22 protein-coding genes are annotated in these 23041 nt (G+C 62.6%); 13 read left to right on the top strand and 9 right to left on the bottom strand.

The annotated features are described in order from the left end of the window. Positions 1-165 precede the first annotated feature (165 nt). The 8 genes from ACQ4WM_RS24345 (at position 166) to ACQ4WM_RS24310 (ending at position 7726) form a co-directional block, all read left to right on the top strand. A complete protein-coding gene (locus tag ACQ4WM_RS24345; RefSeq protein WP_436549231.1) occupies positions 166-939 on the top strand; it encodes a sulfite exporter TauE/SafE family protein in 774 nt (257 codons plus the stop codon). A gap of 52 nt (positions 940-991) precedes the next feature. Further along, the gene (locus ACQ4WM_RS24340; RefSeq protein ID WP_436549230.1) at positions 992-2680 is read left to right on the top strand and encodes a nitrite/sulfite reductase; all 1689 of its coding nucleotides are present in this window, start codon (positions 992-994) and stop codon (positions 2678-2680) included. After that, positions 2673-3233 (top strand): DUF934 domain-containing protein, encoded by a 561-nt coding sequence (locus ACQ4WM_RS24335; RefSeq protein ID WP_436549229.1) that lies wholly within the window; start codon positions 2673-2675, stop codon positions 3231-3233. The genes ACQ4WM_RS24340 and ACQ4WM_RS24335 overlap by 8 nt, the downstream gene beginning before the upstream one ends. A gap of 11 nt (positions 3234-3244) precedes the next feature. Then, on the top strand, positions 3245-3961 hold the full coding sequence (locus ACQ4WM_RS24330) for a phosphoadenylyl-sulfate reductase (protein ID WP_436549228.1): 717 nt from the start codon (positions 3245-3247) through the stop codon (positions 3959-3961). 32 nt (positions 3962-3993) lie between these two features. Further along, complete coding sequence (gene cysD, locus ACQ4WM_RS24325; protein ID WP_436549227.1) at positions 3994-4905, top strand: sulfate adenylyltransferase subunit CysD; 912 nt, start codon at positions 3994-3996, stop codon at positions 4903-4905. Further along, positions 4905-6224, top strand: coding sequence for a sulfate adenylyltransferase subunit 1 (locus ACQ4WM_RS24320; protein ID WP_436549226.1), 1320 nt, complete (start codon positions 4905-4907; stop codon positions 6222-6224). Before cysD ends, ACQ4WM_RS24320 begins: the two co-directional genes overlap by 1 nt. Positions 6225-6235: 11 nt before the next feature. Continuing rightward, a complete protein-coding gene (gene cobA, locus ACQ4WM_RS24315; protein WP_436549225.1) occupies positions 6236-7006 on the top strand; it encodes a uroporphyrinogen-III C-methyltransferase in 771 nt (256 codons plus the stop codon). Positions 7007-7078: 72 nt separating this feature from the next. Continuing rightward, positions 7079-7726, top strand: a complete 648-nt coding sequence (locus ACQ4WM_RS24310; protein ID WP_436549224.1) for a hypothetical protein — start codon at positions 7079-7081, stop codon at positions 7724-7726. Here ACQ4WM_RS24310 and ACQ4WM_RS24305 read toward each other — a convergent pair. Genes ACQ4WM_RS24305 through lptF form a run of 4 tightly spaced genes read right to left on the bottom strand, consistent with a single transcriptional unit; the run spans position 7698 to position 11393 of the window. Beyond that, positions 7698-8684, bottom strand: a complete 987-nt coding sequence (locus ACQ4WM_RS24305; protein WP_436549223.1) for a Stealth CR1 domain-containing protein — start codon at positions 8682-8684, stop codon at positions 7698-7700. The genes ACQ4WM_RS24310 and ACQ4WM_RS24305 overlap by 29 nt on opposite strands. Beyond that, complete coding sequence (locus ACQ4WM_RS24300) at positions 8681-9082, bottom strand: sirohydrochlorin chelatase (RefSeq protein ID WP_436549222.1); 402 nt, start codon at positions 9080-9082, stop codon at positions 8681-8683. Before ACQ4WM_RS24300 ends, ACQ4WM_RS24305 begins: the two co-directional genes overlap by 4 nt. Beyond that, the gene (lptG, locus tag ACQ4WM_RS24295; RefSeq protein ID WP_436549221.1) at positions 9082-10251 is read right to left on the bottom strand and encodes an LPS export ABC transporter permease LptG; all 1170 of its coding nucleotides are present in this window, start codon (positions 10249-10251) and stop codon (positions 9082-9084) included. The genes ACQ4WM_RS24300 and lptG overlap by 1 nt, the downstream gene beginning before the upstream one ends. Beyond that, positions 10248-11393 carry an LPS export ABC transporter permease LptF gene (lptF, locus tag ACQ4WM_RS24290; RefSeq protein ID WP_436549220.1) on the bottom strand — a complete coding sequence of 382 codons (1146 nt, stop codon included), beginning with the start codon at positions 11391-11393 and terminating at the stop codon, positions 10248-10250. The genes lptG and lptF overlap by 4 nt, the downstream gene beginning before the upstream one ends. A gap of 67 nt (positions 11394-11460) precedes the next feature. Between lptF and ACQ4WM_RS24285 the strand changes: the two genes are divergently transcribed. Further along, a complete protein-coding gene (locus ACQ4WM_RS24285; RefSeq protein WP_436549219.1) occupies positions 11461-12957 on the top strand; it encodes a leucyl aminopeptidase in 1497 nt (498 codons plus the stop codon). Positions 12958-13027: 70 nt separating this feature from the next. On the opposite strand, the gene ACQ4WM_RS24280 is transcribed toward ACQ4WM_RS24285, so the two are convergent. The 4 genes from ACQ4WM_RS24280 to ACQ4WM_RS24265 are packed head-to-tail and all read right to left on the bottom strand — an operon-like array spanning position 13028 to position 14713. Beyond that, on the bottom strand, positions 13028-13585 hold the full coding sequence (locus ACQ4WM_RS24280) for a hypothetical protein (protein WP_436549218.1): 558 nt from the start codon (positions 13583-13585) through the stop codon (positions 13028-13030). Positions 13586-13597: 12 nt separating this feature from the next. Then, positions 13598-14083 carry a CreA family protein gene (locus tag ACQ4WM_RS24275; protein ID WP_436549217.1) on the bottom strand — a complete coding sequence of 162 codons (486 nt, stop codon included), beginning with the start codon at positions 14081-14083 and terminating at the stop codon, positions 13598-13600. Between the two features lie 59 nt (positions 14084-14142). Then, positions 14143-14331, bottom strand: a complete 189-nt coding sequence (locus tag ACQ4WM_RS24270; protein ID WP_065306721.1) for a DUF1653 domain-containing protein — start codon at positions 14329-14331, stop codon at positions 14143-14145. Between the two features lie 10 nt (positions 14332-14341). Then, positions 14342-14713 carry a phiTE_015 family protein gene (locus ACQ4WM_RS24265; protein ID WP_436549216.1) on the bottom strand — a complete coding sequence of 124 codons (372 nt, stop codon included), beginning with the start codon at positions 14711-14713 and terminating at the stop codon, positions 14342-14344. Between the two features lie 547 nt (positions 14714-15260). Here ACQ4WM_RS24265 and xth point away from each other — a divergent pair. Then, positions 15261-16025 carry an exodeoxyribonuclease III gene (xth, locus tag ACQ4WM_RS24260; protein ID WP_436549215.1) on the top strand — a complete coding sequence of 255 codons (765 nt, stop codon included), beginning with the start codon at positions 15261-15263 and terminating at the stop codon, positions 16023-16025. Here xth and ACQ4WM_RS24255 read toward each other — a convergent pair. After that, on the bottom strand, positions 16022-19300 hold the full coding sequence (locus tag ACQ4WM_RS24255) for a bifunctional diguanylate cyclase/phosphodiesterase (RefSeq protein ID WP_436549214.1): 3279 nt from the start codon (positions 19298-19300) through the stop codon (positions 16022-16024). The genes xth and ACQ4WM_RS24255 overlap by 4 nt on opposite strands. A 180-nt stretch (positions 19301-19480) precedes the next feature. On the opposite strand from ACQ4WM_RS24255, the gene prpR reads away from it, so the two are divergent. The 3 genes from prpR (at position 19481) to ACQ4WM_RS24240 (ending at position 23026) form a co-directional block, all read left to right on the top strand. Next, the gene (gene prpR / locus ACQ4WM_RS24250) at positions 19481-21100 is read left to right on the top strand and encodes a propionate catabolism operon regulatory protein PrpR (RefSeq protein WP_436549213.1); all 1620 of its coding nucleotides are present in this window, start codon (positions 19481-19483) and stop codon (positions 21098-21100) included. Beyond that, positions 21100-22020, top strand: a complete 921-nt coding sequence (locus ACQ4WM_RS24245) for a phytanoyl-CoA dioxygenase family protein (protein ID WP_436549212.1) — start codon at positions 21100-21102, stop codon at positions 22018-22020. The genes prpR and ACQ4WM_RS24245 overlap by 1 nt, the downstream gene beginning before the upstream one ends. A gap of 109 nt (positions 22021-22129) precedes the next feature. Next, positions 22130-23026 carry an alpha/beta fold hydrolase gene (locus ACQ4WM_RS24240; RefSeq protein ID WP_436549211.1) on the top strand — a complete coding sequence of 299 codons (897 nt, stop codon included), beginning with the start codon at positions 22130-22132 and terminating at the stop codon, positions 23024-23026. Positions 23027-23041: the final 15 nt, after the last annotated feature.

Here is a 23041-nt window from a genome sequence, read left to right as displayed (position 1 = left end):
TGCTGGTTTTGCCTTAGAAATAAGCTGTTGCGAAGCTGCTGCGCCGCCCTACCGGTGATTTTACATTCATGCTTATACACATATCGCATATAAGCAAATGCATACTTAGTAGTTTGGAATAAACACCAAGTTTATTACTATTGCGGGTACTTTGGGGGTGCAAGCATGACTTTGTCTTATATAGTCTCAGGATTTGCCGTAGGTTTACTGGTCGGCATGACCGGTGTCGGTGGCGGCTCGCTGATGACTCCGCTGTTAACCTTGCTGTTTGGCGTCTCGCCATCGGTTGCCGTCGGCACCGACCTGGCCTTTGCCTCGATTACCAAGAGCGCCGGCACCCTGACGCACCGGCTGCGCGGCACCGTGCGCTGGGATATCGTCAAGCGTTTGTGCATCGGCGCCCTGCCCGCCGCCGTGGTGTCGACCCTGGCCTTGAAGTCGTTCGGCACCGTGTCGCCCGAAATCGGCCAGATTATCCGCTACTCGATCGCCGGCTCGGTACTGCTGACGGTGGTTGCCCTGATCTTCAAGGGCCGCATGCTGGATTGGATCAATGCCCACCCTGAAAAACAACTGCAAGGCAGCAAGCTTGCCGCCGCCACGGTTATTTCCGGCGCCGTGCTGGGCGTGCTGGTCACCGTGTCATCGATCGGCGCCGGCGCCATCGGCGCGACCTTGCTGGTGATGCTGTATCCGAGCATGAGCTCGGCCGAAGTAGCCGGCACCGATATCGCTTATGCCGTACCCTTGACGGCGATTGCCGCGCTGGGCCACTGGTGGCTCGGGTCCATCCACTGGGAACTGCTGATCTCGCTGTTGATCGGCTCCCTGCCCGGCATTACCCTCGGTTCGTGGGTGGCGCGCTCGGTACCGGAGAAGTTTTTGCGCGTGCTGCTGGCGATGACCTTGACCACCGTGGCGATAAAGCTAATCTATTAATTAAAGAACACCCAGGCAATCTTCCAGTACCCCGGCTTATTTAGGATTTGATATGTACCATTACGATCAGTACGACCACCTTATCGTCAAAGAACGCATCGCCCAGTACCGCGACCAGGTTGCGCGCCGGCTTGCCAATGAATTGACGGAAGAGGAATTCATTCCGCTGCGCCTGCAAAACGGCCTGTACATGCAGCGCCACGCCTATATGCTGCGCATCGCCGTGCCGTACGGCCTGCTGTCGTCGAAGCAGATGCGCATGTTTGCCCATATCGCGCGCAAGTATGACCGCGGCTACGGCCACTTCACCACGCGCCAGAATATCCAGTTCAACTGGGTCGAACTGGAACAGACGCCAGACATCCTGACCGACCTGGCGTCGGTGGAGATGCACGCGATCCAGACTTCCGGCAACTGTATCCGCAATACAACGTCTGACCCGTACGCCGGCGTGGCGGCCGATGAAATCATCGATCCGCGCCCGTATGCCGAAGTGTTGCGCCAGTGGAGCACCTTCCACCCCGAGTTCATCGCCCTGCCGCGCAAGTTCAAGGTGGCCATCAATGGCGCCGAGCAGGACCGCGCCGCCATCGCCGTGCACGATATCGGCCTGACCGCCGTGCGCAATGAGGCCGGCGAAGTGGGCTTCAAGGTGATGGCCGGCGGCGGCATGGGCCGCACGCCTATCCTGGGCAGCGTGGTGCGCGAATTCTTGCCATGGCAGCATCTGCTGACCTACACGCAAGCGATCATGCGCGTCTACAACCTGCACGGCCGCCGCGACAACAAGTACAAGGCGCGCATCAAGATCTTGCTCAAAGCCATCGGCGTGGAAGAATTCACGCGCCAGGTGGAAGCGGAATGGGTGGACCTGAAAGACGGCCCGGAAACCCTGACGGTCGAGGAAATGCAGCGCGTGGCGGCATTTTTCAACCCACCCGCCTACCTGGAGCTGGCTGACCTCGATTACGCCGGCGAACACGCCGACAACAAGGCCTATGCCAACTGGATCTTGCGCAATGTGAAGCCGCACCAGCGCCCGGGCTATGTGGCGGTGGTGCTGTCGCTGAAGAAAACCGGCGTGCCGCCAGGCGACGCAACAGCCGAGCAGATCGACTTCGTGGCCGACCTGGCCGACCGCTACAGCTTTGGCGAACTGCGCGTCACGCACGAACAGAACCTGGTGCTGGCCGACGTCGAGCAGTCGAAACTGTTCAAACTGTGGCAGGAAGCGAAGGCGCATGGCCTGGCGACACCGAATATCGGCTTGCTGACCGACATGATCTGCTGCCCGGGCGGCGATTTCTGCTCGCTGGCCAACGCCAAGTCGCTGCCGATCGCCGCCGCGATTGCCGAGCGTTTCGACAATATCGACTTCCAGCACGATATCGGCGAGATCGAACTGAATATTTCCGGCTGCATCAACGCCTGCGGCCACCATCACGTGGGCAGCATCGGCGTGCTCGGTGTCGACAAGGACGGCAGCGAATGGTACCAGGTGTCGATCGGCGGTGCGCAAGGCAACCAGGCCGCCATCGGCAAGATCATCGGACCATCGTTCTCGGCCCTGCAGATGCCGGAAGTCATTGCCCGCCTGCTGCACGTGTACGTACGCGAGCGCCATGAAGGCGAGCGCTTTGTCGACACGGCCCAGCGCCTGGGCTTGCCGCCGTTCAAGGAACATGTGTATGCAACGCCGATCACCGTCGGCAATCTGGTCGGAGAAGACGAATATGTTTGAAGTACGCGAAGAAATCATCAAGAACGCTGCAGTCGTGGCCAATGACTGGGGTCTGCTGCGCCTGGACGAAAACGACACGCCGGAAACCGTGCTCGTTCCCGAAGGCAAGGTCATCGTGCCGCTGCTGGTATGGCAAGCCCAGCGCGAGGCACTTGCCGCGCGCCTGCCCGATGTTGGCGTGTGGCTGGCCGGCGACGAGCGCCCTGAAGAGCTGGCCGACGTGATGCCACAACTGGCCGTCATCGCCATCGACTTTCCGAAGTTCACCGATGGCCGCGGCTACTCGATCGCCTTCAACCTGCGCGCCCGCCTTGGTTACAAAGGCGAACTGCGCGCCATCGGCGACGTGCTGCGCGACCAGCTGTTTTCGATGCACCGGGTCGGTTTTGACGCCTATGCGACGCGTCCGGACCGCAGCATCCATGACGCATTGAAAGGTTTGTCCGTCTTTTCGGAAACCTACCAGGCCTCGTGGGACCAGAAGTCGCCGCTGTTCCGCCGCCACCACCGTACAGGCCAGAATCCTGACCTCGACAACGCGGCCGGCATCTGAGGCTAACTGACATGAGCGACCTTACTACTTTAGTCAGCGCCACCGAGCAAACGCTGGCACGCATCGCGGCCGATTTTTCGCCGGCCGTGTTCGCGTCCAGCCTGGCAGCCGAAGACATGGTGCTGACCGACATGATTTTGAAAGCGAAGCTGCCGATAGGCATTTTTTCGCTGGAAACGGGCCGTCTGCACCAGGAAACCCTGGCCGTGCTGGGCAAGGTCAAGCAGCGGTACGCGCATGACATCACGCTGTATCGCCCGCAGCCGGAAGCGGTTGCGGCCTACGTGGAACAGAACGGCCTGAACGCTTTCTACAACAGCGTCGAGATGCGCCGCGAATGCTGCCGCATCCGCAAGGTCGAGCCCCTGGGCCGCGCCCTGGCCGGCAACAAGGCCTGGGTCACGGGACAGCGCCGTGCGCAATCGAGCACGCGCGCCGAACTGCATGTGCAGGAGATTGATACAGCGCACGCAATGACCAAATTCAACCCGCTGGCCGACTGGTCTGAAGACGATGTGTGGGCGTATATCCGCGCCAACGACGTGCCCTACAATGCGCTGCATGACCAGGGTTATCCGTCGATCGGCTGCGAACCGTGCACGCGCGCCGTACAACCGGGCGAAGACGTGCGCGCCGGGCGCTGGTGGTGGGAAAACCCCGACTCCAAGGAGTGCGGCCTGCACATGGTGGACGGCAAGTTGATACGCATTAAATCCGTGGCCGCCTGAAACCGCTAACAGAGAACAAGAAAGCATCCAATATGAGCAATATTTTGAACCAGCGCCACCTCGACAGCCTTGAGTCGGAAGCCATCCACATCATGCGCGAAGTGGCGGCCGAATCGGCCAACCCGGCGCTGCTGTTTTCAGGCGGCAAGGATTCCGTCGTCCTGCTGCGCCTGGCGGAAAAAGCCTTCCGCCCGGGCAAATTCCCGTTTCCCCTGGTACATATCGACACCGGCCATAACTTCCCGGAAGTGATCACCTTCCGCGACAAGAAAGTGGCAGAACTGGGCGAGCGTCTGATTGTCGGCTCGGTGGAAGACTCGATCAAGCGCGGCACGGTACGCCTGCGCAACCCGGCGCTAGACTCACGCAATGCGGCGCAAGCAGTAACGCTGCTGGAAACCATTGCCGAACACAAGTTTGACGCCTGCATCGGTGGCGCCCGCCGCGACGAAGAAAAAGCCCGCGCCAAGGAACGCATCTTCTCGTTCCGTGACGAATTCGGTGCCTGGGACCCGAAAGCCCAGCGTCCGGAGCTGTGGGAATTGTATAACACCCGTGTGCATCCTGGTGAAAACATGCGCGTGTTCCCGATCTCGAACTGGACCGAACTGGACGTGTGGCAATATATTGCTCGCGAAAAACTGGAACTGCCGCCGATCTACTTTGCGCACGAGCGCCAGGTAATCCCGCGCAACGGCCTGCTGGTGCCGCTGACCGATCTGACGCCGCCGCGCGAAGGCGAAACGGTGGAAACGCAAGTGGTGCGCTTCCGTACCGTCGGCGATATCTCGTGCACCTGCCCCGTGTCGTCCGATGCGGCCACGGTGGACGCCATCATCGCCGAAACGGCAATCACGCAAATCACGGAGCGCGGCGCCACCCGCATGGATGACCAGACCTCCGAAGCCTCGATGGAAAAACGCAAGAAAGCAGGGTATTTCTAATGAACGCAGCAACCCAGAACACCAATCTCACCGACAGCGTCGAGCGCGGCATGCTGCGCTTTATTACGGCCGGCTCCGTCGATGACGGCAAGAGCACGCTGATCGGCCGTTTGCTGTTCGACAGCAAGGGCATCTTCGCCGACCAGCTCGACGCCATGTCGCGCTCCAAGCACAAGCGCACGGTGGGCGACACGGTCGACCTGTCGCTGCTGACGGACGGTCTGGAAGCCGAGCGCGAGCAAGGCATCACGATCGACGTGGCCTACCGTTACTTCGCCACGCCGAAACGCAAGTTCATTATCGCCGACACGCCGGGCCACGAGCAGTACACGCGCAATATGGTCACGGGAGCGTCAACCGCCGACGCCGTCATCATCCTGATCGATGTGTCGAAAGTCAAATTTGGTGACGATGGCAGCGTGGAGTTGCTGATCCAGACCAAGCGCCATTCGACCATCGCCCACCTGCTGCAGATCGAACACGTGGTCGTGGCCGTCAACAAGATGGACCTGGTCGATTACGATGAAACGGTATACAAGCGCATCGTTGCCGCCTACCGCGAGTTTGCCCAGTCGCTGGGCCTGAAGGACATCACGCCGATTCCGTTGTCGGCCCTGACCGGCGACAACGTCGTCGAGCGCGGCGACAAGCTGGGCTGGTACACTGGCCCGACCCTGATCGAGCTGCTCGAATCCCTGTCGGTCTACGACGAATCGCACGACGCCCCGTTCCGCTTCCCGGTGCAGCTGGTGGCGCGCCACAACGGCCACGAAGCGAATGATTTCCGCGGCTACATGGGCCGCATCGAAGCGGGCAAGGTCAGCATTGGCGACACGCTGGTAGTGCAGCCTTCGGGCCAGACGGCCACCGTCAAGGATATCGTCACGCTGGACGGTTCGCTGCCGTCGGCAGTGGTCGGCCAGTCGGTGACCCTGCTGCTCAATGAATATCTCGATATTTCGCGCGGCGACCTGCTGGCCGGTGCCGACCGCCCTGCCACCTTGCTGAAACAGGTGGTGGCCGATGTATGCTGGCTGTCGGAAGACGCGCTGGACCTGCGCCGCAAATACTGGATCAAGCACGGCACGAAACAGACGGCGGCCAGGGTGACGGCGATCGACACCCTGCTCGACATCAATACCCAGCAACGCCACCCGGCCGAAGGACTGAAGCTGAACGATATCGCCCGCATCAGCCTGAACGTGCAGCAGCCGCTGGCGGCCGACGCGTATGCCGATATTCGCGCCACCGGCGCCTTTATCCTGATCGATGAAGTCACCCACCAGACGGTTGCAGCGGGAATGATCCGTTTCGACTGAGGAAGGCAAGCATGAACTACTCCCCATCTCTTCCAGGCAAGGTCTACCTGATAGGCGCCGGCCCTGGCGCGCAAGACCTGATGACCTTGCGCGGCGCACGCCTGCTGGCGCAGGCCGACGTGGTGCTGCACGACGCACTCGTCACTGGCGAGATGCTGGAGCTGTGTCCGCAGGCGAAAAAAATCCTGGTTGGCAAGCGCTGTGGCCAGTTGTCGACGGCGCAGGCCTTCATCAACAAGCAACTGGTCGATTCGGCGCGCAAGCACGCCATCGTGGTGCGGCTGAAAGGCGGCGACCCGATGCTGTTCGGCCGCGCCGATGAAGAACTGCGTGCGCTCGAAGAAGCCGGAGTCGACGTGGAAGTGGTGCCCGGCATTACTACCGCGCTGGCCGCCGCCGCCGCCACGCAGCAACCGTTAACGAAGCGCGGCGTATCGCGCAGCGTGGCTTTTTTCACCTCCAGCACCGCGCCCGGCGAATCCGAGCACACGGCGGTACCGGACTGCGACACACTGGTGCAATACATGGGCGGGCGCGAAGCGATCGCTACCGCGCAGCGCTTGCGGGCACAGGGCCGCAGCGCAGCGACACCGGTGGTGGTGATTGAAAACTGCAGCCGGCCGGAACAGCGCATCGTGCGCATGACCTTGTCGCAACTGGCGCAGGGCCTGGGCGACAAGCAAGGCCCCGTCCTGGTGATGCTGGGCGAGGCGATGGCCATGCGCGGCAGCCAGGCACGGGACACGCCTGTTTTTACCGACTTTAAAGTCAGTAACTATTGATCTGATGCGAAACATGGTAGGATACTGCCGCCGCAATACCGCGTCTCTGCACTTCCTACCTTGTTCTCACTCATGAATTTTTCTTCCTTGCGCGTATCGCTGCAATCACTGAGCCGCAGCAACGCCGGCCTTTTCGCCACGATGTTGCTGGTCACCGTGGGCCAGATCGGCCTGTGGCTGGTTTTTCCCGCCATCGACAATGAAAACCATCTGCTCGAATGCCTGCAGGCACTGTTCCTGGCGCTCGCTTGCGCGGTGCACGGGCAAAAGGCGTGGACCGAGCCGGACCGCGATTCGCTGCGTTTCCTGATCCACGCCGGCCTGTCGGCGCTGATGTTCGGCTTTTTGCTGCGCGAGCTGGAAATTCGCGAGATGGGCGAGTCGTATGCATGGAACGTGCTGGAAAAAACCCTGCGCGTGCTGGAATTGCTGGTGCTGCTGCGCCTGCTGGTGTTTTTCGTGCCGCGCGCGCGCGCCGTGTTTGCCCATGTGCGCGCCATCTTCGGCATGCGCGTGACCCTCATCACCCTGATCGGCGGCCTGTTCATGGTAGCCGGCTGGCCGTTCGACAAGAAGGTCATCCAGGCCTTGCCGGACATTTACTCGGAACTGCTGGAAGAAGTGTTCGAACTGGACGGCTACCTGCTGCTGTTCCTGGCCGCCATGGCCGATACCAGCGCGGCTGCCCTCATCAAGCTGCGCCAGCCAAAGGCGCGCTGACATCCCGCTCGAAGCGCGATGGCTGCGGCAACAACTGCTGCAGCATCGCTGCCACCCGCAACAGGCGCGGATCATCGTCTTGCGCCTCGTCGCAGGTATCGTTAATACAGAAAAACGGCAAGCTGCCAAAGTGCGCGCACAGCTGCGCCAGCCGCGCGGGCGCATCCGGGGCGCCACTGGCGATATGCAGCGGATCGAGCACGACACTGCGCGCCAGCCCCTGTTCCACCATCCATCGCGGCACCAGGTCGGGCAGCAGTGCCGGCGCACGCCAGGAGCGAAACACGGTAGAGCGTACCTGGGCAAACAGTTCGGAGGCTTGCCGCTCCAGCATCTGCATGGCGCTGACCAGCATCGGGCGCGGCGCATGCGCAAACAAATGCGGTATGTGCCGGTAGGCGCTATCGCGCGCCGCCAGCCAGTTACGCGACAGCACGGCGCAATTGCCGGGCGCTGCCACATCAGGACTCAGTTGCGCCGGCAAGTCCACTATTGCCTCTTCCAGGTAGACGCACAAGCCATGCTCGAACCAGTGATCCACCTCGAATGGCTGGCCCAGGAAAACATCGTCATTCAGATATAAAAACCGTTCGGCCAGGCCGGGGATGTGATGCAGATACGACTCGATATGGGCCGAGTCGAATACCGGCAGCGCGGACGCCGGCATCAGGTCGCGGTGATCGATCACTGTCAGGTGGTTCGACGCGCGCAGCCAGCCTGGGACCTGGCGGTCGGTCACCAGATAAATATGGCCATGGTCGGGAAAGAAGCGCTCGAGTGCGCGCAGGTTGTAGCGCAGCTCGCCGTTGTCGCGGTAGCGCCCCGCCACATTGCCGTGCAAGGCCAGCTGGCCAGGGTGCTGTATCGCCCACTGCGCATAGGCGGCGCGGTGGCGCACGCGCCAGGCCGGGTCTTGCCCGTCCACCCACAGGTAGACGATATCGACCGGCCCGTTCACGCCTGGCCGGGTGCGGCCACGCAATAATCGGCAATTGCCGCCAGCACGCTGGCGTTTTCGCCGACCGCCTCTACCACCTTCAGGCGCAGCTGCGGGTGCGCCTGACGCAATTCGTCCACCAGCAGCGGCAGGTCGCGCAGTACATGGCCGCCCTGCCCCAGGAACACCGGCACCACGATGGCGTCGAGCACCGCACCATCGGGCAGGCCGGCCAGCAAGGACGGGATCAGTTCGGGCAGGCGCGGCGTCATCAGCTCCAGAAAGGCCAGGTGTACGGCAACGCCGGGCATGCGCGCTTGCGTCATCTCACGCAGGCGTTCGAAGGGAGCAGCCCAGGAAGCGGCGCGCGCGCCATGCGCGAACAGGATCAGGGTCTGCTGTACAGGAATATTGCTCATCAGTGTCGCTCCACCCACCACAGCATGACCAGCGCCGCCAACAGATACAGCACGCTGGGCGCGGCTGCAGTGAGGAAAGCTGGCCAGGTACTGAGCAGGCCAAGGTGGGAAAACAGGGTATTGACCAGCATGAAGCTCACGCCGATCATGATGCCGATAAAAATCTTCAGGCTGACGCCGCCGCTGCGCGTATGCATGTAGGCGAACGGCAGCGCCAGCGCCATCAGCACGAAAATGGCCAGCGGGTCGATCAGCTTTTTCCAGAAGGCGATGCGGAAGCGCTCGGTCTCCTGCTTGTTCTCGGCCAGGTGGCGTGTGTACACCGCCAGTTCACTGGCCGACATGCGCTCCGGGTCGGAAGCGGACACAGTCAGTATCTTCGGCGTCACTTCCGAGACCATGTCCTTGGTGGCGCTTTTCACGGTGCGCACCAGACTGGTTTCCTGTCCATAGTAATTCTGCAGCTTGGGTTCGTAGCCGGGCGTGGTGGCGGCGCTGTTCGAGAACGCCGTCTCCGTCACGTCACTGAGGCGCCAGACGTTGTTGCCCTGGTAAATCGCGCTGGCGGCCACCGTCATGGTGCGCAGGCGCATGGTGGTGTCGAATTCGTACAGCTTGACGTTTTTCAGCTGGCCGTCGGGACGCGCCTCGCCGACGTTGAAAAAGCGCGAGCCGGTGACGGTGCCCGTCAAGCCGTCGCTCTTGATCATGTCCTTGGTCCACAGGCCGGAGCGGAACTCGCTCGACACCGCGGTGCCGCGCGCGGTCAGTTTCAAACGCTCGGCCAGCGGCTCGGTGTAGGGCGTGACGAATTCGCCGAACAGAAAGGTGATGGCGACAAACACCACGCCGATGCGCAGCAGGAAGCCGGCCGCCATCGAGGTCGACATGCTCGAGGCGCGCATGATGGTAAATTCCGAGCTGGCGGCGAACTGCGCCATCGTGTAGATGGTGCCGATCAGCGCGGCGATCGGCATGACCTCATACACGTGGCCTGGCACCAGCACCAGCACATAGAAAAAGGCGTACTGGATGGTATAGCCGTTGCGGCCGACCTTGGGCAGCTCGCCCGTCAGGTCGATGAACGCCTGCAGCGCCAGGAAGGCAAGCAGGACGAAGAACACCGCCTGGAATATCGAGACCGCAAAATAGCGCTGTAATATCTTCATTTCGTGTCCGCTTTACTCTGTTTGCCGGCGCAGCGCGCGCGCTTGAAGGACGCCAGCAGGACCAGCGGATGATAGCGGTGATTCACATTCAGGCGCCAGGCGAACAGCGCCACCACGGCCAGCAGCGCCAGCAGGTGCAGTGGCCACCAGGCCATGCCGAAGCTCAGGCGGCCCTGCTTCACGCTCGCTTCAAGCACCTTGGTCAGGTTGCTGTAGCTGAAGAAAATCAACAGCGCCACGATCAGGTTGGCCGAACTGCCGGCGCGCGGATTGACGAATCCCAGTGGAATGGCCAGCAGGATCAGCAGCAGCGCGATCAGCGGCGCACTGACGCGCCACACCAGTTCGGCCATGGTGAACCGGTTGTTCGCTTCAATCAGCGCCATGGTGCTCATGGCGCGCACGCCCAGGTCGGCGCCCAGCTCCTGCTGGCGGCTTTCGACGCGCATGATGTATTGTTCGAATTCCATGGTCTGGAAATCGGACTGGGTCGGGATGCCCTGGTAGCGGCGGCCTTCTTTCAGCACCAGGAAGCGGCTGCCTGTGGCGTCGGTATTGATCACGCCTTCCTTGGCGACCACCACTACCGCGCTGCCATTGGCGTCGACGGTGTTGACGAACACGTTTTGCACCACGTTCTTCTCGCCGCTGACGCCCTCGACAAAGAAAATGCGGTTGCTGCCGGCGGACTCACGGAACTGGCCAGGCGTGACTTTCTGCAGGTCCTCGCGCTTTTCAAAACGCGCCACGTAGGCATCGCTTTTTTGCTGGGCCCACGGCGTGCCGTACAGGCTCAGGGCGCCGATGGCAACCACCAGCGGCAGACCGAAGCTGAGTACCGGCGCGATCCAGCGCGACAGGCTCAGGCCCGAGGCGAACCACACCACCATTTCGGATTCCTTGTAGCTGCGTGTGACGACCATCAGCACCGAGATGAAACCGGTCAGTATCAAAATGGTGGGCAGCTGCATCAGCGAGGAAAACAGCATCAGCGACATGACGTCGGCCGAGGCGACCTTGCCGCCGGCGGCCTTGCCGAGGATACCGATAAGCATCCAGGTGAGCAGGATACTGAATAAAACAGTGAAGGTGGCCCCGGCGGCACTAGCCAATTCACGTCGAAGGGCACGTTGAAAGATCATTCGGAGTTTATAATTCGGGTCAGTTAGTTGAGTAAGACGTTACTGGTAAATGAAAACGGAGAACCAAATGGACTTTAGCATAAAAGCATTCGATACCAAGAGCCCCCTCGGCACCGCCAAAAGCGGATGCATCGCGGTTGCGGTATTCGAAAACAAAAAACTGTCGCCAGCGGCACAAGCGCTGGACAGCAAGGGTGCCATTTCGGCTGCGCTGAAGTCCGGCGACATCACCGGCAAACCTGGCAGCACCCTGCTGCTGCGCGCCGTTGACGGCGTCAGCGCCGAGCGCGTACTGCTGGTCGGCATGGGCAGCGATGAAGCCGTCAGCGAAAAAAGCTTTGCCACCGGCGTACAAGCGGCCCTGAAGGTCTTCGGTTCGCTGGGCGCGGCGGACGCCATTATCGCATTACCGCTGGGTGATGTGAAAGAGCGCGATGTAAATTGGGCGATTCGTTGCGTGGTGCAGGCTGCGCATGACGGCCAGTACCGCTGCGACTCGCAAAAAAGCAAGAAGGATCCGGCCCCTGCCGGCGTGCGCAAGATCGTGCTGTCGGCACCGGCTACCGCCGCCACGCGCGGCGCTCTGGCGCAGGCGATCGCAATTGCCAACGGCTCGAACTTCACCCGCAACCTGGGCGACCTGCCGGCCAATATCGCTAACCCGACCTACCTGGCCAACACCGCCAAGCAGCTGGCCAAGGACTACAAGTTTGAGGTCGAAGTACTGGACCGCAAACAGCTCGAAGCGCTGAAGATGGGCAGCTTCCTGTCGGTCACCAACGGCAGCGAACAGCCACCGAAATTCATCGTCCTGAAACACATGGGCGGCAAGGCCAAGGATGCACCGGTGGTCCTGGTCGGCAAAGGCATCACCTTCGACACGGGCGGCATTTCGCTCAAGGCCGGTCCCGGCATGGATGAAATGAAGTACGACATGTGCGGCGCCGCCTCGGTGCTGGGCACCTTCCGCGCCATCGGCGAAATGAATTTGAAGCTGAACGTGATCGGCGTGATCGCCGCCTGCGAAAACATGCCGTCGGGCCGCGCCACCAAGCCGGGCGACATCGTCACCTCGATGAACGGCCTGACGATCGAAGTGCTCAACACCGACGCCGAAGGCCGCCTGGTGCTGTGCGACGCGCTGACCTATGCCGAGCGCTTCAAGCCGGCGGTGGTGGTCGACATCGCCACCCTGACCGGCGCTTGCGTGATCGCGCTGGGCCACCACAACACGGGCCTGTTCACGCGTTCCGATGCGGCGCACGACCAGCTGGCCAACGAGCTGCTGGCGGCCGGCAAGCAGGCGTCCGACACCGCATGGCGCATGCCGATCGAGGAAGCGTACAACGAGCAGCTGAAATCGAACTTCGCTGACCTGGGCAATATCGGCTCACCTGGCGGCGGCGCCGTCACGGCCGCAGCGTTCCTGGAAAACTTCACCAAAAAGTACACCTGGGCGCATCTGGACATCGCCGGCACGGCCTGGAAATCGGGCGCGGCAAAAGGTGCGACCGGTCGTCCGGTGCCACTGCTGACCACCTTCCTGCTGAACCGCGTTCAATAAACGCGCGATAAAGATCAAAAGCCGCCACGGTTCAATCGACCCTGGCGGCTTTTTTCATGCGTGGAAATGTTTAATAGACGACGGGATCGGGGATCGGTGAAGGCGCGGGCTTGGGCGCAAGTGAAGGCGCAGGTGCAAGCGTGGCCGGCGGCATGGTGACGGCAGCGGGCTGCGCCGCAGCGGGCGCCACTACCGGTGCCGCCGGCGCCGCTGCAGCCGGCGCCCGGCGCGCCGGATCCTGCATGATGACGGTCAGGGTCGACGGATAATCATAGGCGGCACCCGTGTCGCGGTCGACGAAATAGCCGACGCCCAGCGTAAAGATGGCATTGCTCCAGGCGCTGCCACCATTGATGGCGGCGTCAAACTGATTGTCCATCACGACGGCCGGCGAGCCGCTTTTCTTGCAGTCGACCTTCAGCGGCTCACGGCTCTTGCGGATCATGATGCGGCCCGGCGTGGTAACGAACCACTTGCCCATGTCGTTGCTGAGGATGCAACCGGCACCGGCCAGCTGGCGGTTGTCGTAAATGGTTTGCACCAGCACCATCTGCTCGGTCGAACCGGTCATGGTGGCGCAGCCGGCCAAGCCGGTCAACAGCAGCATGGCAGCGAAAAAGCGGCGCATCGCAGAGTCCTTTTAACGCAAGGGAATCGGCAGGTTGGCGGGAACCGGCACGGCAGTCACGCTGTTTTTCGGACTGCCGTCGATCAGGCGGTCGGAATACACGAGGTAGATCAGCGCATTGCGCTTGGGGTCCACCATGCGTACCACGCGCACATGCTTGAAGAAGATCGAAGCGCGTTCGCTGAACACTTCTTCCTGGCGCGGCAGCTTGCCGTTAAATTGCAGCGGACCCACCTGGCGGCAGGCGACCGAGGCGTCAGCCTTGTCTTCGGCCAGGCCGACGGCGCCCTTGATGCCGCCCGTCTTGGCGCGCGACAGATAGCACGATACGCCGGTGACGCGCGGATCGTCATACGCTTCGACGACGATCTTGTGATCGGGACCGATCAGCTTGAAAGCAGTGTCGACCGAGCCGACCGTTTCAGCCTGCGCCGACGCGCAGGCAAGGACCAGCAGCGTGGCCGATGCCAGCAGATGACGCATGATGTTACTTGGCATGAGGTTTCCTGGCACGCGCGAACACGGCCGTCAGTGAGTAATAATAAGATAAGATCAGATCAGTTAATCGGAGCAAAGCGCTGCACCATGACGCCCTCGACCTCGATCAACTGAAAGAACACGTCTTTCGGCCGGGTCCAGATCGAGCCGTCGGCGGCGCGGTAGACGATCATCGGGGTCAGATCTGACTCCAGCGTGGCTTCGCACACCAGTTCGTAGATTCCGCCCTTGTAATGCCGGTAACGCATCGCCGTCTCCTCAAGCCGTCGAATCTTCGCTCTTGTCGGCGGCCGGCACTTTCTGCTGCTGTTTCAGGCCCTGGATGACTTTCAGGATGCCTTCCATGCCGGCGGCGCCGTCGGCGCTGCTGAAAGCGTCGAGCACCTCATTGAGCACCTTGTTGCGCACGGCCGCCTCGTCGGACGACATTTCCAGTGCACGCTGCGCCTTCGCGGCCTTTTCGGCCGCGCTTACGCGTGGTTTCGGCGTCGTCTTGCCATGAGTCAAGGCCGCCTGCCAGATCACCCAGCGCCGCTGGGTTTCGAAAATCAGATATTCGTCCGGCTTGTCTTCTCGTCGCCGAACAATGTGGCCGTCACGCTGCGCCCACGCTTCAAATGCAGTTCGCATTTTCTTCCTTTGCAAATGCTACGCGCAAGTCTCACTATTAAAACTGCAACATTTCCAGATGGTACCATTTCTTAACTAAAAAAAACAATGTTCAGAAACAGTAACGCAGTTATATAGCAAGACCGGCGGCGCCAAAGACGGAACTTGCGATCAGCCTCAGGCGCAATGGTCTGTAATTCAGAATCACACACGGTGAATTCCGATTATCTCATCTCACGGTTGCCACAGCCTGCATGACACGGCTGTCACAATATGCCATTTTAGTAGTGTTCATTGCGTTTTAGCGAGAAACTTTACACCTTTATCGTGTTTGGCTTCCCGCAGATAACATCAACACAATCAAATTTGGCAAATCAACCATGGCGCTTGATCAATCATACACAAAAACCGAAACCGCATGCGCCACGATTGGTTAAAAATATAGTCTTTTTTGAACCTTATCTTCCCGTAGGGCAAATAAACCACAGCGGCCAGCCAACGATGCCGGTACGCCGGCTAGCGCCATGCGGTAAGATTCGCCGCTATCGCCCCTTAAGGAAACTCTCCCATGAAATTAGCCACCTGGAACGTGAATTCGCTGAAAGTGCGCCTGCCGCAAGTGCTGCAGTGGCTGGCCGACAATCCGGTCGACATCTTGTGCCTGCAAGAAACCAAGCTGACGGACGACAAATTTCCCGCCGCCGAGATCGCGGCAGCCGGCTACCAAGTGGTCTTCAGCGGCCAGAAAACCTATAACGGCGTGGCCATCCTGTCGAAGCTGACGATCGAGGATGTGGTCCGTAACAATCCCCGCTACGAAGACGCGCAGCAGCGCATCCTGGCGGCCACCATAGGCGGCGTGCGCGTGGTGTGCGCCTATGTGCCGAACGGCCAGAGCGTCGATTCCGACAAGTATGAATACAAGCTGGGCTGGCTGGCCGCCCTGCATGACTGGCTGGCCGAAGAAGCGGCCAGGCATCCGCAACTGGCAGTGCTGGGCGACTACAATATCGCGCCGGACGACCGCGACGTGCACGACCCGGTCGCCTGGGCCGGCCAGGTGCTGGTATCAGACAAGGAGCGCGACGCCCTGCGGCGCCTGTTCGACCTCGGCCTGGTCGATTCCTTCCGCCTGTTCGAGCAGGCCGACAAGTCGTTCAGCTGGTGGGATTACCGCCAGCTGGGCTTCCGCCTGAACAAGGGCCTGCGCATCGACCATATCCTGCTGTCGCCGGCACTGGCTGCGCGCTGCAGCGCCTGCGTGATCGACCGCGTGCCGCGCAAGTGGGAACAACCGTCCGATCATGCACCCGTTATAGCCACCATCGACTAGTCTGCCTGGCGCTCCAGCAGCATCTGTGCATTCGCGGCCGGCATCGGCGCCGAAAACAGATAGCCCTGGGCATAGCGGCAGCCTTTGCCTTGCAGCAAGGCGAACTGCTGCTCCGTCTCCACTCCTTCGGCCACGGTCGACAATTGCAGGCTGTCGGCCAGCGCGATGATGGCCGACACGATGGCGCGGTCCTCCGCGCTGGTTTCCAGGTCCTTGATAAAGGCGCGGTCGATCTTGACCTTCCTGACCGGAAAGCGCTTCAGGTAGGCCAGGCTGGAGTAGCCGGTGCCAAAGTCGTCGATCGACAGGCGCAAGCCCATGGCGTTGATCTGGCGCAGGATCTCCAGCGTCTGCTCACCCTGCTGCATCAGCGCCGTCTCGGTGATTTCAAACTCCAGCAAAGCGGGCGCGATGCCGCTTTCCTCGAGCACGGCACCGATCGAGGCCACCAGGCCCGTGTGCATGAACTGGCGCGGCGACAGATTGACCGCCAGCGGCACCGGCTGCAAACCCTGGCGCAGCCATGCCATGCTCTGCTCGCAGGCCTTGCGCATGACCCAGGCGCCAACCGACACGATCATGCCGTTTTCCTCCAGGATGGGAATGAAACGGTCCGGCATCACCAGGCCGTGGCCGGGCCGGCGCCAGCGCAGCAGCACCTCCATGCCATGCAGGGTGCGCGTGGCGATATCGATCACCGGCTGGTAGTACAGCTCGAACTGGTCCTGCGCCAGCGCCGTGCGCAAGCTGCTTTCCAGGTCGAAGTGGATCGCCGCCGCCTGGTTCATCTTCTGCGTGAAGAACTGGTAGTTGTTGCGGCCGTTCGCCTTGGCGTGATACATCGCCGCATCGGCATGGCGCATCAGCGCGTCGACATCGGCGCCATCGTCCGGATACAGACAGATGCCGATCGACGGCGTGATATGCAGCACGTGGCCTTCGAGCGGAAACGCGGGGGTCAGCGACTCGATGATCTTGGCGGCCACCGTAGCGGCCTCTTCGGCGCCACGGATACCAGGCACCAGCACCACGAATTCATCGCCGCCCAGACGCGCCACCGTGTCGCTGGTGCGCACCGCGCGGCACAGCCGTGCCGCCACTTCCTTGAGCAGAATGTCACCGGTCATGTGTCCCAGCGAATCGTTGATGTTCTTGAAGCGGTCCAGGTCGATGAACATCACGGCCAGCTTGCCGCCGGAGCGCTGCGAAGCCAGCATCGCGCGTTCCAGGCGGTCGGCCAGCAACGCGCGGTTCGGCAAGCCGGTCAGGCTGTCGTGATAGGCCATGTGGTGCACGCGCGCCTCGGCCTGGCGCCGCTCGGCGATCTCGCCTTGCAGCAGGGCGTTGGCGCCGGCCAGTTCGGCCGTGCGCTCCCGCACCCGCAATTCCAGTTCGTCGCGCGCGCGCAGCACCGCTTCGGCCGCCTCGCGGCGCGCCGTCACATCGTCGACCAGCCACACCGAGCGGCCATGCGCATGCGCCAGGTCGAACGGACGGCCCGACAGGCGCGCCCAGAAGCGGCTGCCGTCCTTGCGCACCAGCTGGTATTCCGACATGTGCACGCGGCCAGCCTCGAAGTCGCGCGCCGTTTCGCCGCGCGCCGCCTTCCACGAGGCCTGGTCCGGATACAGGGCCTGCACCGACAGGCCGTTGATCTGGCCGGGACCGTAGCCGAACAACTCTTCCATCTTGGTGTTGGCATGCAGGTTGTAGCCGTTTTCGATCACCGAAATACCCAGCACGGCGCTGTCGAGGATGGCCTGGTTTTCCAGCATTGCATTGCGCAACGATTCTTCGGCCCGCTTGGCTTCCGTACGGTCTTCAATAATCCAGATGGTGCCGGCTGCCGCATCGTCCGGATTGACGACATAGGCGATCAACTGGCCCCACAAGGTGCTGCCGTCCTTGCGCTGCATTTCCACTTCGGTCTGGAACGGTTTGCCCACCGACAGGAAGGGAAAGGCGGCCGCACCCAGCCTGTCGTAGGCATCCTGCGACAGATACAGCGCGCGCCCGGGCAGGCCCAGCGCCTCGTCGCCCTGGTAGCCGAACATTTCGGCAAAGCCCAGGTTGTAGCGCGTGATCAGGCGGTTCTTGGTAAACAGGATGCTGACCGAGGCATTGGTCATGATGGCCGCCACTTCCATCTGCGTCTGGCGACTGGCGCTGACGTCTTCCAGTATCCAGATCGTGCCCTGCTCGCTGCGCTCCTGGTAGACCGCCTTGGCACGGATGCGGCACCAGAACAGACTGCCGTCGCGGCGCCGGAACTGCGTTTCCTCCTGTTCGTACGACAGGCCCTGGCCCAGCAGCGGCGTGGCCAGCGCACCAAGTTCAGCGTAAGCCTCGGGCGATGGGAACAGCGCGCTGGCGGGCATGCCCGTCATCTCCTGCACCGAATAACCGAACATCTCGGCAAAGCGCGGATTGCAGCGCAAGACCTGGCGCGAACGCGAAAACAGGATGCCGACCGAAGCGTTGTCGAGGATGGCCTGCTGCTCCAGCATGGCGCGGCGCAGCTGGCCTTCATCGCGCCGGTGGTCGCTGATGTCCTCGATGATCCATACCGTGCCGTCCTGTGTGTTGAGCGGGTCGACGGCGCGCCCGTGCAGCCGGCTCCAGAACAGGCTGCCGTCAAGGCGCCGCAATTGCAGCTCGGTGCTGAATGAGCGGCCGATCGACAGCAGCGGGCCGGCCTCGCAGCCCAGCGCCTGGTAGTCTTCCTGCGAGCGGTACAGTGCCGCGCCCGGCAAGCCGGTCAGCTGGTGGCGCGCATAGCCTAGCATTTCGGCGGCGCGGCTATTGCACTCCTCAATCACGCCGTCGCGCGAAAACAGGATGCCGACAGCGGCGCTTTCCAGGATCGCCTGCTGTTCCAGCAGCGACTTGCGCAGGGCCTGCTGGTCGCGCTGCTGCACGCTGATGTCGGCAAACACCAGGATGGCGCCGGCCAGGCCGGCGCCATCGGCCGGCTGCAAAGGCTTGGCCCAGACCTGTACCGCGATGTGCGCATCGATACCTTGCAGGCAGCTGTCCCATTGGCGCTCGCGCCCCGCCGGGCCCAGGGTGGACCGCAGCATGCTGGTGCTGGACGCGCGATACGCATCGCTGAAACAAGCGGCCAGCAGACGCCCCGTCACATCCATGCCCAGCATCTGCGCCAACGCGCCATTGGCGGCCACCACCATGCCGCAGCAGTCGCAGGCACAGGCCGGCAAGGCAAGCAGCTGCAAGGCGTCGGCAATGAAGTCAAGGCTGGTCGGAACGCGGTTCATGGACACCACAAGATTGAAGGAAGGGCAACAAGATGCTGACAGATCATAAACCAGTTTCAGCGGATTTCTTCATATGACGCCGCAGCAGCACGCGCAAGCCGTGGCGCGTGCCGGCGATACAACAGAGCACTTGCCTGTCTCCGCGTCAGGCACCCGGGCAAATGCTTTACAATCGGCCCCATGCGCCGCCCTTCCCTGCCCATGCTGGACCACCGCGACAAGCCCGTCATCTGGACCGTCTCGGTCTCGCGCCTGTCCGACCTGTTCCGCGATATCACCCTCGAATACGACCACCTGGCCACCATCGAGCCGATCAATCTGGGCTTTGATGACGCCGTGCGCCATATCCGCGAACGCATGGCACTGGAGCGCTGCGACGCCGTGATCGCGGCCGGCTCGAACGGCGCCTACCTGAAAGGCCGGCTGTCGGTACCGGTGATTATCGCCAAGGCCAGCGGCTACGACGTGATGCAGGCGCTGGCGCGCGCACGCCGCATCTCGCCGCAAATCGGCGTGGTGACCTACCAGGATACGATGCCGGAACTGGCCGAATTTGCGTCCACCTTCGGCTTTCGCATCGCGCAACGCAGCTATGCGACCGAAGAAGACGCGCGCGCGCAAATCAATGAACTGAAGGCAGCCGGCGTGAAAGCCGTCGTCGGCGCCGGCCTGGTGACCGACCTGGCCGAAGAGGCAGGCTTGGCGGCAGTGTTCGTATATTCGGCCACGGCGATACGGCGCGCGTTCGACGATGCGCTGGAACTGGCGCGCCTGACACAGCTCGAAGCAAATCGCGGCAAGCGCGCGCCGGCCGGCGAGGTGCAGCGCGCACGCCACGGACTGCACGACCTGCGCGGTGTATCCGACACGATGGAAGCGCTGCGCCAGTCGGTGCTGCTGTTCGGCAAATCGCCGGCGACGGTGCTGATCCAGGGCGAGACCGGTACCGGCAAGGAGCTGGTGGCACAGGCGATCCACCGTGAAAGCCCACGCAGCCTTGGCGCCAACCGGCCGTTTGTCGCCATCAATTGCGGCGCCATCGCAGAATCCTTGCTGGAATCGGAACTGTTCGGCCACGAAGACGGCGCGTTTACGGGCGCGCGCCGGGGCGGCCATGCGGGCCTGTTCGAAGCGGCCAACCACGGCACCCTGTTCCTCGACGAAATCGGCGAAATGCCCTTGCCTTTGCAAACGCGCTTGCTGCGCGTGCTGGAAGAACGCGAAGTGGTGCGCGTCGGCGGTACGCGGCCGATTCCCATCCATGTGCGCATCATCAGTGCCACCCATTGCGACCTGGAGCAGCGCATCCGCGAAGGCCGCTTCCGGGCAGACCTGTTTTACCGCCTGGCCGTACTGCGTCTGCAACTGCCTGCGCTGCGCGAGCGCAGCGAAGATATCGCCGGCCTGATGGAGTGGTCGCTGAAAACTGCACTGGCCGCGCTCGGCGCCCGTCCGCAGCCGAACCTGCATGCGCAGTTGCTGGCCTGCGCGCCGCTGCTGCGCCGCTACGGCTGGCCTGGCAATGTGCGCGAACTGCGCAACCTGGCCGAACGGCTGGCGCTGTTCCTGGCGGCCGAACCGCTGCAGGCACTCACCCCTGCCTTCATGCTGGCGGTCGCGCCGGAACTGGGCGGCAGCGATGGCAACAGCGTACCGCCGCCATCGCTGCCTGTAGCCAGCCCGCCCGTGCGCGCAGAAAGCGCGGCCGAGGTGCTGGCCCGCTTCGGCGGCCGGCGCGACGCCGCCGCGCAACACATGGGCATCAGCCGCACTACCTTGTGGCGGCGGCTGAAGGCTTAGTGATAGATGATCTGCCACGCCTGCGCGGCCTGTGGCAGCGCTGTACCGGCAAGCCGACAGGCGCCGATGCGCCGGCTCAGCACCAGGCGCAGATCAGGGCACTGTACGCGCGCGGCATCTTCATGGACGAAGCCCTGCACTTCCTGTTTCATCAGCGCCCCACCTTCGAGGCCTTCCTGGCATGGATCACGACGCGCACGCGCGCGCGGCCTGCCCATGCGTTTGACACCGTCGACGATGTACTGACGGCCGTTGACCTGCAGTTCTGGAAGCAGCATGGCTATGTGGTGCTGCGCGGCGCCGTGCCGCAGGACCTGTGCCAGGCGGCGCAGGCGGCGATCTGGGACTACCTGGGCGCAAGCCTGGACGACCGTGCTTCCTGGTACCGGACACATCCGGGCAAGGTGGGCTTCATGCTGCAGTTTTCAGATCATCCGGCACTGGAAACCATCCGCCACCAGCCACGCATCCGGCGCGCCTACCAGCAGCTATATCGCAGCGATGCAATTTATCCGACGATCGACAAGGTCAGCTTCAGTCCGCCGCAAGCCGAGGGCACTTGTTTTACGGGAAGCCCGCTGCACTGGGATACCAGCCTGGCCCTGCCGATACCATTCAAGCTGCAAGGCCTGCTGTACCTGGGCGACTGCGCCGCCAGCCATGGCGCGTTTCACTGCGTGCCGGGCTTCCAGCACCACATCGCCGACTGGCTGGCGACCGTGCCGCCCGGCCACAATCCGCGCGAATGGGCGCTGCAGCAACTGCAGCCGGTGGCGGTGCCGGGCCAGGCCGGCGACTTCATCATCTGGCACCAGGCCCTGCCCCATTGCGCGACGCCCAACCTCGGCGCGGTGCCACGCATGGTGCAATACCTGACCTACCATGCCGACGATGGCGTGGAGCAGGAACAGTGGATCTGAAGGCAGCGGCACCGCTTATCCTCGGCGGGCGCCACTCATCACCCGGCGCTATCGCCGCATGGCAGGCATCGCTAAGATCGGCATCTCTATCACCCATTCGGAGCCTCCCATGAACAGTTCGCTGCTGCGCCGCTGCGCCGCTTTTATCACCACCCTGGCCATTGCCGGTGCAGTCCACGCCGCACCGGCCGCCGCTGCCGCCACCCACCCGGCCTTCCAGGTCGGGGTCACCGGCAAGGGCACGCCCGTGATCCTGATCCCTGGCCTGGCATCGTCGGGCGAGGTGTGGCAAGGCACGGTGGCACACCTGTGCGGACCAGCGCAGCAACGCCAGTGCCATGTGCTTACCCTGGCCGGCTTTGCCGGCGCGGCGCCAGTTGCAGGAGACCTGCTGGCGCAGGCGGAAAGCCAGCTGGCCGGCTATATCAGCGACAATCACCTGGGCCAGCCGGCCATTATCGGCCACAGCCTCGGTGGCTTTCTGGCCTTGAAACTGGCGATCGACCATCCGCAACAGGTGGGCAGGCTGGTGATTGTCGACGCCCTGCCGGCGCTGGGCGCGACCCAGCTGCCGACCATCACGCCGGAACAGCTGCAGGGCATGGCCGCGCAGATGCGCGCCGCCATGCTGGCCCAGGATGACACCAGCTTTGCGCAACAGCAGCGCCGCAGCGTCGCCGGCATGGCCAGCAAGCCGGATGACGTGGCGCGCATCACGGGCTGGGGCATGCGTTCGGATAAAAACACGGTGATCGCCGCAATGGCTACCATCATCGGCACCGACCTGCGCCAGGACGTGGCGCGCATCACTACGCCGACGCTGGTGCTGGGTACCTGGATCGCCTACAAGGACTACGCGCCGCGCGCCGCCATCGAGGCTACCTTCCGGAGCCAGTACCAGAAGCTGCCCGGCGTGCAAATCGCCATCAGCGATGCGGCGCGCCACTTCATCATGTACGATGATCCTGACTGGCTGCACGGCCAGATCGACCAATTCCTGAAATAAGTCTTCAAACCTTTG

The sequence above is a fragment of the Janthinobacterium longum genome (genome assembly GCF_051380735.1).
Classification (GTDB): Bacteria; Pseudomonadota; Gammaproteobacteria; order Burkholderiales; family Burkholderiaceae_D; genus Janthinobacterium.
Note: the sequence above shows the minus strand (reverse complement) of the source record. Positions and strands in the feature narration are given on the sequence as shown.